Origin of the sequence: Sphingomonas sp. ABOLE, from assembly GCF_003950455.1 — a bacterium.
Classification (GTDB): Bacteria; Pseudomonadota; Alphaproteobacteria; order Sphingomonadales; family Sphingomonadaceae; genus Sphingomonas; species Sphingomonas trueperi.
On sequence record NZ_QQWY01000018.1, the window covers coordinates 1 to 13,580 of the forward strand.

Below are 13,580 nucleotides of genomic sequence, written 5' to 3' on the forward strand. Positions count from 1 at the left end.
GGGCGGAAGCCGGGCCGCCCGTGCGGACCGGCGCCCGCGTCCCCCAAGCCGTCATCCGCAAAGACGCCATCCCGGCGAAAGCCGGGATCCAGACGCCACGCCGTCGCGGTTCGAGCCGGAACGGAGCCCCCAATGGATCCCGGCTTTCGCCGGGATGACGGCGAGGAGGGGGCGACAGGCGGCCCCGCGCTCAGCGCGGCCGGTGGGTGGTGCCGAGGCCGGGGGTGATGAAGATCGCGGTGCAGGTTGCGCCCGGCGCGACATCGGCGGTGTGCCAGGTGCCCGGCGGGTTGATGGCATAGTCGCCTGGGGCGAGCGTCACGCGCTCGGTGCTGCCGTCGGCATGTTCCTGGTGGAGCGTGCAGGCGCCCTGGGTGCAGATCACGAGTTCCGCGCCGTGCGGGTGCATCTCCCACGAATCCCAGCTTTCCGAAAAGGCGAACTGCGAGACCAGCCGGCCCTCCTGCCCGTCCGCTGCATGGCGGGCGGCATAGGCCTCGAACCAGTCGGGGCCGGTGAAGTCGGGCTCGACGCTGGCGCCGGCGGCGCGGCCGAGATGGGCGGGGTTGGTGGGGAGGTGGGGCACCCTTGCGAAAGCCTCTAGTAGCGATAAAGTAATGAGTGCTTATGTCGGGGAGGTAGGATTGTCACTGCAGGGCATTCATTTAAGAAAATTGCTGAAGATAATGTTCCTGGAAGGGGCTCCCCGCATCACCGCTTTGAGAAGCGATATTCGTGAAGACATCGCTCGACAGCGCGGCGAAAACGAAGGCGGTGGCGATTTCTATGGTCCATTCTGGCGGGACGCTAAGGATCATGTCTTCGGCGTAGCCGATTTGCGAGAGCAAACGCGCGTTCGGATCGAAAGTAATCCCAGACGAGCGGCTCTTTACGATCGCTTGCAGACAGGATTTTTGTTGTGGTGGGATCAGCGCAGGAGGTGGACGAACCAGCCGTTCGTTCCCGCAGCAGGGCTTAAGACAACGGTTAGGCTTCCGGGTGTTGATGCGTCGATCAAAATTGCCAGCGTTTTATCCGTTCGGGACGGACGAGAGGAGGACCGCTTCGTCTATCCATATTGGTTTCCAGAGCCCGCGCTCAGCGAGCAAGCTGCAAGGCTTGCCCTTTGGGCCCTTGCTCAGGCATTTCAAAACGTAGCTGGCGACGAACTTCGCGTCCTAGATGTGATCAGAGGGCAGACATTTTCGCTCGACCGTAATCCGCTCCTCGGAGATGAGGCTACTGTGTTCAAGAGGCGCTTCGAGGCAGCGCAAAGAGACTGGGCCGAACTGCGGCGTGAGTACCCTGATTGACATGATCTTAGCAGGCGTAGGCTTTACCTCGCTGCCGTCATGGCTGAAACGGTATATCGCTTGATCAACTGGAGTGCAGCGCTCAATCGCGCCGCCCCTGCGCTCGTCTGACACGGCTGCCGCGAGATGATTTTTCTAGGCAGGTAGTCGGAGGATAGCCTTTGAATATCAAGGCGTTGCCCCGCATCTTGCGCCCTCAACACTCCCCCGAATACATTGCGAGCAAGAAACGACTTGCGATTTTAAGGATTTCAGGGTATAATTAAGCGTTGGGAAACGTCTTGCGTAAGCAGCGCAAGACGCCCCGACCAACTCGGTTGAGTCGCTCTCTTGTGCAACCCCTTGATACGTTGAGGGATGGAAAGTGTCTAGCCGGGTTGAGCACCAGCTTAACTTATTGAAAGGCTTAGACTAATTTATGAATATCGTACCACTCAACACCACCCCCCAGCAGCTCAGGTTGGACCTTCAGATTGCAGTCGAGCGGGAGGTGGATGGCGTCGGAATGGGGGTCCTAAGCGACGGAACTCCATTTTTGAACATCCGCGGCTTGGCGGCAATGTGCGGGGTTGACCACTCCATGATCGTCCGCATCACTGGCGATTGGCTAGAAACGCCATTGAAGCCGCGCGAAAAAAAGATTCGCGAACTGGTTCGCGCTCAGGGCGCGGACGACTCTGTCGCCTTCATCGCGCTGCATAAAGATGGCACCATCCATCACGCCGTGCCAGCGGCCGTCTGTATGGCAGTCTTGGAGTATTATGCCTTTGAGGCGCGGGTCGGAAATGAAACGGCTTCAAACAGCTACAGGCTATTAGCTCGCAAGGGTTTTAACGATTTTATCTACGCGCAGGTTGGGTACAACCCAACGGGCACATCGCAGGTTGCTTGGCGCCAGTTTCATGACCGCGTCTCTTTATCTTATCACACGGTTCCGCACGGGTATTTCAGTATATTCAAAGAAGTGGCGGACATAATTGTTACGATGATTCGCGCTGGTGCGGAAATAGGCCAGGAGTTTATCCCTGACATCAGTGTTGGCGTGACTTGGGGAAAGTACTGGACAAAAGAAAACCTGGAAGTGATTTATGGAGAGCGCGTTCGTTACGAGCATAACTACCCTGAATATTTTCCACAGGCGGCTTCAAATCCCCAGCAGGCATTCTGCTACCCCGACGAGGCGCTGGGGGAGTTCCGTAAGTGGGTTCGGGAAGAGTACATTCCTAACCGCATGCCAAAATATTTGAACGACAAGGTCAAGCAAGGCCAGCTTCCGGCACCGGCTGCCTCGGCTGCCATTGACGCTTTCAATGCGCCTCCGCCTCCGCGCATTCAATAAAAAAACGCAATACGGACGATAGCAATTAAGCTATCGGCACTTCTAGCCCCTCCTTTTATAGGAGGGGCTGTCTTTCACTCCGCCGCCACCTTCGCCGCCTTCGCCTTCCGCGGCTTGAGCAACGGCGCCAGATACCGCCCGGTATAGCTCCCCGCAACCTTCGCCACCTGCTCCGGCGTGCCTTCGGCGACGATCTCGCCGCCCTTCACGCCGCCCTCCGGCCCCAGGTCGAGGATCCAGTCGGCGGTCTTGATGACGTCGAGATTGTGCTCGATCACCACCACCGTGTTGCCCTGTTCCACCAGCGCGTGGAGCACTTCCAATAGCTTCCGCACATCCTCGAAGTGCAGGCCGGTGGTGGGTTCGTCGAGGATGTACAGCGTCTGCCCGGTGGCGCGGCGCGCCAGTTCCTTGGCGAGCTTCACCCGCTGCGCCTCGCCGCCCGACAGCGTCGTCGCCTGCTGGCCGACCTTGACATAGCCGAGGCCCACTTCGGCGAGCATCGCCATGCGGTCGCGGATCGGCGGCACGGCCTTGAAGAACTCGACCGCGTCTTCCACCGTCATGTCGAGCACGTCGGCGATCGACTTGCCCTTGAACTTCACCTCCAGCGTCTCGCGATTGTAGCGCGCGCCGTGGCACACGTCGCAGGTGACATAGACGTCGGGGAGGAAGTGCATCTCGATCTTGAGCACGCCGTCGCCCTGGCACGCCTCGCACCGGCCGCCCTTGACGTTGAAGCTGAACCGGCCGGGCTTGTAGCCGCGCGCCTGCGCCTCGGGAAGGCCGGCGAACCAGTCGCGGATGTTGGTGAAGGCGCCGGTATAGGTCGCCGGGTTCGAGCGCGGGGTGCGGCCGATCGGCGACTGGTCGATGTCGATCACCTTGTCGCAATGTTCGAGCCCGGTGATCTTGTCGTGCTTGCCGGCGAGCACGCGCGCGCCGTTGAGCTGGCGCGCCGCCGAAGCGTAGAGCGTGTCGAGCGTGAAGCTGGACTTGCCCGAGCCCGAGACGCCGGTGATGCAGGTGAAGGTGCCGAGCGGGATGCTGGCGGTCACGCCCTTGAGGTTGTTGGCGGTGGCGTTGTACACCGTGATCTTCTTGCCGTTGCCCTTGCGGCGCTTGGCGGGCACGGCGACCTCGCGGGTGCCGTTGAGGTAATCGGCGGTGACGCTGCCTTCGGTGGCGAGCACCTCGGCCAGCGTGCCCTTGGCGACGATCTCGCCGCCATGGACGCCGGCGCCCGGCCCCATGTCGATCACATAGTCGGCGGTGCGGATCGCATCCTCGTCATGCTCGACGACGAGCACGGTGTTGCCGAGGTCGCGGAGGCGCTTGAGGGTGGCGAGCAGCATGTCGTTGTCGCGCTGGTGCAGGCCGATCGAGGGCTCGTCGAGCACGTAGAGCACGCCCGACAGCCCGCTGCCGATCTGGCTGGCGAGGCGGATGCGCTGGCTTTCGCCGCCCGACAGCGTGCCCGAGGTGCGATCGAGGTTGAGATAATCGAGCCCGACATTGTTGAGGAAGCCGAGCCGTTCGTCGATTTCCTTGAGGATCGCGCGGGCGATCTCGCGCTGCTGCGGGGTGAAGGTCTCGGGCAGCGTCTGGAAGAAGGCGAGCGCGTCGACCACCGAGAGGCGGGTGGCATGGGCGATGTCCTGCCCCGCCACCTTCACCGCCAGCGCCTCGGGCTTGAGGCGGGCGCCGCCGCACACCTCGCAGGGGTGCGACGCCTGGTACTTGCCCAGCTCCTCGCGCATCCAGGCGCTTTCGGTCTGCAGCATGCGGCGGTTGAGGTTGCCGATCACGCCCTCGAACGGCTTCTTGACGTCGTAGCTCTTGCGGCCGTCGATGAAGGTGAGGGTGACCGGCTTGCCGCCGGTGCCGTGGAGGATGATCAGCTTCACCTCGCCGGGCAGGTCCTTCCACGGCGTGTCGAGGCTGAAGCCGAACTCGCGGGCGAGGCTGCCCAGCACCTGCATGTAATAGGGCGAGGGCGGGTTGGACTTGGCCCAGGGCACCACCGCGCCCTTCTTGATGCTGAGGTCGTGGTTGGGGACGACGAGGTCCTCGTCGAACTCGAGCTTCTCGCCGAGGCCGTCGCACGCCGGGCAGGCGCCCTGGGGGGCGTTGAACGAGAACAGCCGCGGCTCGATCTCGGGGATGGTGAAGCCGGAGACCGGGCAGGCGAACTTCTCGGAGAAGACGATGCGGTTGTCGGGGATGCCGGTGTTCTTCATCCCCTTCTTGGCCTTGGGGGCATCGCTTTCAGCGGCGGGAGCGTCGCCTTCCACCCGGAACGCCTGGGGCGCCTCGCGCACCGCATTGCCCTGCAGCGCCTCGACCGTGGTGTCCACCAGGTCGACATAGGCCAGCCCCTCGGCCAGCTTGAGCGCGGTCTCGAAGCTCTCGGCCAGCCGCGTGCCGATATTGTCGCGCACCACCAGCCGATCGACCACCACTTCGATGTCGTGCTTGAACTTCTTGTCGAGCGCCGGGGCGTCCTCGATCAGGTACATCTCGCCGTCGATGCGGACGCGGCTGAAGCCGGCCTTCTGCCATTCGGCGAGCTCCTTGCGATACTCGCCCTTGCGCCCGCGCACCACCGGGGCGAGCAGCAGCAGCCGGGTACCCTCGGGCAGCGCCAGCACGCGGTCGACCATCTGGCTCACCGTCTGCGCGCTGATCGGCAGGCCGGTGGCGGGCGAGTAGGGCACGCCCACCCGCGCCCACAAAAGCCGCATGTAATCGTAGATCTCGGTGACCGTCGCCACCGTCGAGCGCGGGTTGCGGCTGGTGGTCTTCTGCTCGATCGAGATGGCGGGGCTGAGGCCCTCGATATGCTCGACATTGGGCTTCTGCATCAGCTCGAGGAACTGGCGCGCATAGGCCGAGAGCGACTCGACATAGCGGCGCTGCCCCTCAGCATAGATGGTGTCGAAGGCGAGGCTCGACTTGCCCGAGCCCGACAGCCCGGTGATCACCGTCAGCGTGTCGCGGGGAATGTCGATGTCGACGCCCTTGAGATTATGCTCGCGCGCGCCGCGGACGGAGATCGTGGTGAGTGCCATGGGGGAGGGTTCTATCTTTGTTCTGAAAGGTTTTCCAGAGGGGAGATAGGAACGCCGTCCCCGGTTCGCCACCCGTCCGCGGGGGACGGGTGGCGGGAGGCGGCAATGGTTACTGGCGCTTGCCGATGGCGACGCCCTGCAGCCGCAGGGTCCCGCCGAACTGTTCCGGCTTCCACGTGCCCCCGAAACTCACGCCCGCTTCCTGGGCAGAGGGGCCGAAGAATCGACCCGCAATGCCGATGGAAGCAGTGCTATTGTTCATGGGCGTCGCCCCCCCCGAGAAGGTGTTGGTGTTGGGGGCGGCCTCGATGCGGCCGGAGAGCGTCAAGCCGCCGAAGTCCTGCGTGGTTCCGCCGCCCGTCGGGGTGAATAGCGGGCGCAGCTCGCCACCAATAGTGCGGCTGACGAAGTCCACCGTGATGCTTGCGGTGCCGCGCATGTCGTACGGGGCGTCTCCCCCGCGAACCGCATAGCCGTAGATCGCTCCGGCATAGGTGGCGTTGCCGACGCGCGGCACATTGTCCGACGGCGTGTTGACGCCATAGATCGACCAGAGTCGCGCCACCGGGTCCGTGGTGCCGGTCGCCGGCTGCTGCAGCGTCATGTAATCGGCGAAGGCTGAATAGGTCAGCGCCACCGATCCATTGCTGCCGTTCGGCGTGTAGATGCGCAGCGTGGCGCTCTTGTCGCCGTCGACCTGCCGGTAGGTCTTCACCCCGTCGCTGCTTTCGGCCGAGACGGCATTGGCCGCCGTGAAGGTGCGCCCGTCGAAGGTGTAGCTCTTCGCAGCCGGATCGAAGCCCAGGCTGGACCAGGCGCCGTTGGGCCAACCGGTGAAGCTCGCCACCTTGCCGGGTTCCGTGCCGCGGCTGTTCTGCACCTCGGCCTGGATCGGGCTCACGCCGGAAGCGATCGCGAAACTCTGCGGCGATGTCAGATTTGCCAACGGGATGGCGGCGGCGGAATCCTCTGGCTTTCGCCGCCCGGTCAAGGTGCCGACGGTCGTGAGTTTGCCGCCGCTTATCCACGTGGTGAAGCTCGCCCCGACTTCTTCGGCACCCGGGCCGAAGAAGCGGCCGCTGACATCGCCGCCGCCGCCGTCGATGGCCATCTGGCCCTTGAAGGACGCGGTGCCTGCGGTCAGGTTCGCGTCGCCGCGGAAGGTGAATGTGGGTAGGTAGGCATTGCCCGCCAACGTAGTCACCGGCACACGGCGACCCGTGCCGTCGAAGAGCATTCTTCCGCCCATGAAATCAACGTCCATTCGGCCGGATCCGGCGAGTGCCGCAAGCGCCTCGGGCTGCGAGTTAATACCAGATTCGATCCCGATCAGGTCGAGGGCATAGGTGCCCGTTCCGGTGCGCGGCATCGCCGAGTCCTGCGTGCGAATGCCGTAGATGAAGGCGTCCACCGAGCCCGCAATGGTGTCGGCGCCGTTTTCCGTATGCTGCCAGTAGCCGGCGCCGACATATTGGTAGGTGAACGCCCCCGAGGTGCCGATGGCGGTCAGCGCGAGCGTGTCGGTCTTGGCGCCGGCGCCGCGCTTGAACATGGTGAGCTGGGCAGTGCTGGTCGCGGCATCGCGGTCCGACGGCAGGAACGTCTGGCTGCGGGTGCCCGAGGTGATGGTATAGCTGCGCGCGCGCGCGTCATAGGCGACCGAGATCGAACCGAAGGCGATGTTGAGGGTGGGGCTGCTGGCGCCGTTGGTGGGGAAGTTTCCCACGGCGGTCGCGCCGTCGTTGGTGAAGGTTTCGCTGCTGTTCAGCGCCAGCAGCGAGGCATTCGGCGTGGGCGTGGGCGTGGGCGTGGGCGTAGGCGCTGGTGCCGGGGTGGTGCCGCTGCCCGTGCCGGGCGCGGAGCCGCCCGCCGAACCGATGCCGCCGCCACCGCCGCCGCCGCTGCACGCAGACAGAACCAAGCCAGCCGCGAGCGCGGCGGCGCTAACCGAGAATTTCAGCATGTTGCCCCCTTTTGCCGACCCTTAGTCAAGCAATTGGTGCGCGGGCAAGGCGAAGGATCGTCCTGCAATCGGACGGGTGCGGACCTGGTCGGTCGGGGCCTGCGACCCGCCATGGAGGCCGGGCCAGGCGAACCGCCCCCGAGCGGAGAAGGCGCCAATTCAACGCCGCCAGCCACACCGCCGTCCGGCTGCTGCGCGCGCGCATCCGCCGCCGCCGCGCAACATCCGCAAACGCCGAGGTCGCAGCGGCACCGAAGTGCACGCCATCCCGCCGCCCGCGACGTTCGATTCTTTTCCGGAGTGTGACGCGCGTCACACGGCTGGATTGCTGCACCGTGGCAAAGGAGTTGCAGCGCCGGAGCCGAGGGCCGCGGCGCACCAGGTCTCCCAGGACGCCGCTTTCGGGGGAACGCGGCGTCCCGTGCGAGCGGGCATATCCAGGCCGGGGGGGGGCTGGGAATGCCCGCTCGCCGTCGTTTGGCGTTGGCGCGAAGACGCCCGCCCGCTCGCCGAGCGTTGCTTCGTTCAGTCCGCCAGTGCGCGCAGCGCCTGCACCGTCGCCCGTGCGCCCGCGCTCGGCCCGGGGCCGTCTGCCGCCTGGAAGCTGGTCGCCTGGCGGGCCAGCCGGTCGACCTCGCGCGCCAGGTTCTGCGCGGCGGCGGAGGTCTGCTCGACCATCGCGGCGTTCTGCTGGGTGGCGCGGTCCATCTCGCCGATCGTTGCCGAGACTTCGCTGATCGCGCCGGCCTGGGTCTGGTTGTCGCTCGCCATGCCCGAGACCAGCTGGTTCACCGTCGCGACGTCGCCGGCGATGTTGGACAGCGCGCCGTCGACCTTCTCGACCATGTCGACCGCGGCGACGATATCCGCCTGGGTGGCGGTGAGCTGGTCGCGGGCGCGACCGGCCTCTTCCTCCGCGCGCATCGCCAGCGCCGAGACGAGATCGGCGACCACCGCGAAGCCGCGGCCCGCCTCGCCGGCGCGGCCCGCTTCCACCGCGGCGTTCATCGCCAAGACGCGGGTCTGGAAGGCGATCTTGTCGAGCCCCTCGATGACGTTGTCGATGCCCTTGGCGCTTTCGGAGACGCGCTCCATCGCGGCGACCGCCTGTTCGGTGATCGTGCGGCCGGTATCGACGGTGGCCTTGGCGCCATCGGCGCGCTCCACCGTGCGGCGGGCGCTCTGCGCGGTGGTCTTGAGGCGCTGGTCCATCTCCTGCACCGAGGCGGCGGTTTCGGCGAGGCTGGCGGCATTGGCTTCGGTGCGCCGGGCGAGATCGCCCGACGCCTGGGCGATCTCCTGCGAGCCGGTCCGAATCGCGTCCACCGTTTCGTTGATCGCCACGAGCAGCGACGCGAGCGATTTCTCCCGCTCCTGCAGCGCCTCCATCGCCCTGGCGCGGCCGGCCTGTTCCTGCTCGAAATAGATCGAGACCGACATTTCCAGGTCGATCAGCGCGGCGGTGACGATCGCGCGAAGCTGGTCGAAGCGCGGATCGGGCTTGCCGCGGCCGAAGGGCAGGCGGGGGCCGCGCTCCATGCCTGCGAAGCTTTCGATCATCGAATCGAGGATGATCGCGTAACTGCCGATATACCATTGCGGGGTGAGGCCGATCTGGGCGTGGCGGGCGCCGATCCGCTTCACCCGCTCGACATAATCGGCGTCGAAGGCGGCGCCCGAGAGGTGCGCCCAATGGTCGGCCTGGAGCTGCTTGGCCCTGGTGATGTGGCTGGGGCCCGAGAACATCTTCGCGGTTTCGGGATGCGCGGCGATCTGGGTGTAGAGCCGGTCGAGCGCGGGGGCGAGTGCCGCCTGGATCGTGTCGCGCGCCTGCGCCAGGGTGGCGCGCTTGTCCGCGGTATAGCCGACGAAATCGAGGCGGGTGGTGAGTTCCGAATGCACGATCCTGCTCCTGTAAAGCTGCTGGGGCGGCTTACCGGAGGTTATAGATCGGGCCGTTTTTGTTGGGCGCCGCGGCGCGTTACGAAAGCTTGCTGGACCCCCTGTATCTTGGGCCATTCAGGAAGGCCCCGGAGGCGGTTCAGAAAGCGCGGGTGAGTCCGATCGTCGCCGCCTTGCGGGTGAAGTCGTAGATGCCGACGGTCGACTGGTTGCGCTCCCAGTCGAGCCGGAGCAGCGGCGCGAAGCCGTGGACCTGGAGGCGGCGGAAGGTGGCGCCGGCGCCGAGGCTGAAATTCCAGTCCTTGCGGCGCTCGGGGAAGAGGAACAGCCGCGCACCGCCCTCCAGCCGGCGCAGGCCGGCGGTGGCATAGACGGTGGTGCGGCCGAACTCGCGCCAGGCGAGCAGGCTGCCCGCGCCCGAGGCGGTGGCATAGCCGGGATCCTCGGCATTCTGGCGGGTGGCGGAGACGGTGATGCTGCCGCCGGCGCGGGCGGAGAAGGCGCGCTCGTAGGACAGGCCGGCGTTGAGCAGCAGGCCGTCCTGCAGCGGGTTGCCGCGATAGGTGGTGTCGGCGATCGTCACGCTGGTGGTCAGCTGCGCCTTGGTGCCGAGCGGGTGCTGCCAGTCGATCGCGGCGGTGGCGGTGCGGGCATAGGGGCTGCCGCCATACCAGCGCTGGGTGCCGCCGATCGAGGGGCGCAGCCGATCGCGGCCGAGGCTCCATTCCAGCCCGACCAGTCCCGAGGCGGAGACGTCGTTGAAGCGGCCCTTGCGGTAGAAATCGCCCTGGCCCGAGACGCGCGGGACCAGCGACAAATTGGGCGCGATCGGCACGCGGGCATAGAGCTGGCCGGCGGCGCGGGCACCGATGCCCGATTGCTCGCGGGCGTCGCGCGAGAGCTGGAGCGGGGCGAGCACGGTGTCGAGCGTCGCCGCATCGGTGGCGCGGTTGACGTTGCTGTCCGGCACCAGCGCGACTTCGAGGCTGGCGCCCCAGGGCTTGCGCGAGCGCAGCGCGGCGGCGAACTGGTCGACGATCTGCGCCACCTGCGGCGGCAGCCCCCCGGCCTGGGCGGCACGCAGCTCGCGGCGGGCGGCGCTCTCGTCGCCGAGCTGGGTGAGCAGCCGCGCGAGCTCGAGCCGGACGCGGGCGGCGCCGGGCTTCTCGTCGAGCAGCGCGCGATAGGTGGTCGCCGCCTCGCGCTTGCGGCCGAGCCGCTCGAGCAGCTGGCCGAGGCGGAAGCGGGCCTCGGCGCGGACTTCGGAATCGGGATCCCTGGCGAGCGCGCGGTACATCGTCTCCGCCTCGTCCGGCCGACCGGCGCCGTCCGCCTGCGCGGCGAGCGCGAACAGCTCCACCGCCGAGACCTGACGTTGTTCGGCGGCTTGGGCGAGAGCGGGGATCGGCGCGAGCAGGGCCAGCGCCAGGGAAGTCACGATGCGGTGGGTCACGGCGCCTTCTTAGCGAGCGTCGCGCCGTTGAGAACCGCCTTGTCGCCGTTGGCGAGCGTCTGGGCTGCATCGAAGCGCGCGCCGATCTCCTGCGCCTGGGGTCCGAAGAACCAGCCGGTGAGGCTGCCGCTGCCGCTGGCGCCGCCGAGCGCCCCGGTGAAGCCGTTCGCCGAAATGCCCGCACCGGTGAAGCCGAGGCTGCCGAAGTCGCGCGTGCCCGACGCGCCGCTGCCGGTGACGGCGAGGCTGCCGCTGGCGCTCGCCCGGGCGAAGTCGACCGCGAAGCTGCTGGTGCCGCCCAGCGTATAGGATGCCGTGCCCACGGTGCCGGTGCCGAACACCTGGCCGGCATAGCTGGCGGTGCCGGTGCGCGGCATCTGGTCGGCGGTGGTGCGCTGGCCGAAGGGCAGATACCAGCGCAGCGGATCGCTGCCCGCCGCCGCGTCATTCGCCAAATAGGCGAGCTCGGCGAAGCTGGCATAGCTGAGCGCCAGCGGGCCCTTGCCGGCATCGTAGAGGCGCGCCTGCACCATGCCCGTCGCGAGCGTCTTGCGATAGAGGTCGAAGCCGACATCGCTGGTGATCGCCTCGCGATCGGCGGCGGTGAGCAGCACCAGCGTCTCGGACAGGCCGGGCAGGCCGGTCACGCGGTAGCCGCCGGCCGCGTCGCCGCTGAAGTCCGGGGTGGCGAGCAGCTTGCCCGCGGCGAGCGTGCTGCTCCCCTTGCCGCCGACCAGGCTGACCGCAGCGGCCTCGCCGCTCGCATCGGTGAGTGCGGCGGCGGCGCCGACCTCGTCGGCGGCGGGGCCGTAGAAATGGCCGGTCAGCGCGCCGTCATAGCCGCCGAACAGCGCAAGATTGAGGGTGCCGGCGAAGCTGTTGGCGCTGCTCGACAGCGTCGCCGATCCGGTGAAGCTGCCGGTGGTGGTGGTGGTCGCGTTGGCCGCATCGGTGAAGGCGGCGCTGGCGCTGCCGCTGGTGGCGATCGCGCCGCTGGCGAAATTGGCGGTGAGCGTGCCGCTGCCCGTCACCGCGAAGGGCCCGGGCTTGCTGGCATCGGCGAGGCTGCCCGCCAGCCGCACGGCGTAGCTCGCCGATCCGCTGCGCGGCACGCTGCCCGCAGCCGTCATCATGCCGAAGGCGAAGGCGTCGGTGACGCTGCTGGTGATGCCGTTGGCGCCGGTGGTGGTGGCCCAGCGCCCGGCGCGGACATAGCGCATGCCGTTCAGCGCATCGAGGGTCAGCTGGTCGGGCGCGCCCGCCACCGGGCTGGCCGGGAAGATGCCGGTGCGCGCGCCCGAGATGACGAGGTAATTGCCGGAGGCGGCGTCGTAGCTCACCGTCACCGGCTGCGCGGCGGCGGCGGGGGCGGCGAGCTCGCCGCTGGCATCGACATAGCGCGCGGTGAGCGTCGCCGCCTCGCCGGTGAAGATCTGGCTGGCGGTGAGGCCGGCGAGGCTGGCATTGCCGGTCTGCGCGCCCGCCTGGCGGCCGATCAGCACGCCCGCGGCGGCGCGGCCGTCGGGGTTGGTCGCGCTCCAGGCGGCGCCGACTTCCTGCGCGGCCGGGCCATAGAAGCGGCCGTCGAGCGCGCCGCTGAGCTCGCCGCCCGAAAAGGCGAAGATGCCGGCGAACACGTTGTTGCTCGCGCCGAGCTGGGCAAGGCCGACAAAGGCCGAGCTGCCGGTGGTCGCGCCGCTGGCGGTAGAGACCTGGCGCACCTCGCCGCTGGTGACGATCTTGCCGCTGGCGAAATCGACCTGCAGCGTGCCGCTGCCGACCAGGCTTTCGAGCATGCCGAAGCCCATTGAACCGACCAGGTCCACCGCATAGGCGCCGTTGCCGATGCGCGGCTGGGCGGCGTCGGTGGTCTCGACGCCATAGGTGAAGGCGTTGAAGCGGAAGGCGCTTTCGCCGCTCGCCGCGATATCCGCACGCTGCCAGAAGCCTGCGCCGACATAGCTGTAGCGGAGCGCGCCGCTGGTGCCCGGCAGGCTGAGTGTCAGCGAATAGTCGCTGGTGGCGCTCGCATGGCGATAGACGCGCAGCACCGCGTTGGACTGCGCCGAGTCGACGTCACCGGGCAGGAAGGTCTCGCTGTTGGTGCCGTCGCTGACGGTATAGCCGCCGGTGGCGGGATCGAAGCGGATGGTCAGGTCGCGCGATGCCGCGAGGCAGCCGCACGCCCGCGCATCGGGATAGAAGGTGCCGGCAAAGCCGCTGGCGTAATTGTCGAAGCTTTCGGCCTTGGTCGGCGCGAGCAGGCTGGGGTTGACCTCGGGCGTGGTCGGCTTGGCGACGATGTCCGGCACGGGGGTCGGCGTCGGCGTCGGCGTCGGCGTCGGCGTCGGCGTCGGCGTCGGCGTCGGCGTCGGTGTCGGCGTCGGCGTCGGCGTCGGCGCGGGCGTGGCTTCGGGTGCAGGTTGGGGGGCTGCCGGTGTGCTGGCCACGCCGCCGCCACCCCCGCCGCCGCTGCACGCGGCGACCAGCGCCAGGACCGAAACCGTCGTGGGGAGCAGGATCGCACGCCGCATGTCGA

At 67.4% G+C, this 13,580-nt stretch carries 8 protein-coding genes; 2 read left to right on the forward strand and 6 right to left on the reverse strand.

Translation table 11 applies throughout. From position 1 onward, the window contains the following. Nucleotides 1-190: 190 nt before the first annotated feature. Nucleotides 191-586 carry a cupin domain-containing protein gene (locus CA234_RS12480; protein ID WP_126001835.1) on the reverse strand — a complete coding sequence of 132 codons (396 nt, stop codon included), beginning with the start codon at nt 584-586 and terminating at the stop codon, nt 191-193. A 31-nt stretch (nt 587-617) separates the two neighbouring features. Between CA234_RS12480 and CA234_RS12485 the strand changes: the two genes are divergently transcribed. Both CA234_RS12485 and CA234_RS12490 read left to right on the forward strand, forming a co-directional pair. Continuing rightward, nucleotides 618-1,313 (forward strand): hypothetical protein, encoded by a 696-nt coding sequence (locus CA234_RS12485; protein WP_206431187.1) that lies wholly within the window; start codon nt 618-620, stop codon nt 1,311-1,313. A gap of 418 nt (nt 1,314-1,731) precedes the next feature. Then, nucleotides 1,732-2,652: a hypothetical protein gene (locus CA234_RS12490; protein ID WP_126001836.1), complete on the forward strand. Its 921-nt coding sequence runs from the start codon at nt 1,732-1,734 to the stop codon at nt 2,650-2,652. Nucleotides 2,653-2,726: 74 nt separating this feature from the next. Here CA234_RS12490 and uvrA read toward each other — a convergent pair whose 3' ends face one another. From uvrA to CA234_RS12515, 5 genes are all read right to left on the reverse strand, one after another. Then, nucleotides 2,727-5,723 (reverse strand): excinuclease ABC subunit UvrA, encoded by a 2,997-nt coding sequence (gene uvrA, locus CA234_RS12495; protein ID WP_126001837.1) that lies wholly within the window; start codon nt 5,721-5,723, stop codon nt 2,727-2,729. Nucleotides 5,724-5,832: 109 nt separating this feature from the next. Beyond that, nucleotides 5,833-7,686, reverse strand: a complete 1,854-nt coding sequence (locus CA234_RS12500; RefSeq protein WP_126001838.1) for a transferrin-binding protein-like solute binding protein — start codon at nt 7,684-7,686, stop codon at nt 5,833-5,835. Between the two features lie 525 nt (nt 7,687-8,211). After that, nucleotides 8,212-9,588, reverse strand: coding sequence for a globin-coupled sensor protein (locus tag CA234_RS12505; protein ID WP_125978221.1), 1,377 nt, complete (start codon nt 9,586-9,588; stop codon nt 8,212-8,214). 139 nt (nt 9,589-9,727) lie between these two features. Continuing rightward, nucleotides 9,728-11,041, reverse strand: coding sequence for a surface lipoprotein assembly modifier (locus CA234_RS12510; protein WP_126001839.1), 1,314 nt, complete (start codon nt 11,039-11,041; stop codon nt 9,728-9,730). Continuing rightward, nucleotides 11,038-13,575: a transferrin-binding protein-like solute binding protein gene (locus CA234_RS12515; RefSeq protein WP_164521803.1), complete on the reverse strand. Its 2,538-nt coding sequence runs from the start codon at nt 13,573-13,575 to the stop codon at nt 11,038-11,040. The genes CA234_RS12510 and CA234_RS12515 overlap by 4 nt, the downstream gene beginning before the upstream one ends. Nucleotides 13,576-13,580 lie beyond the last annotated feature (5 nt).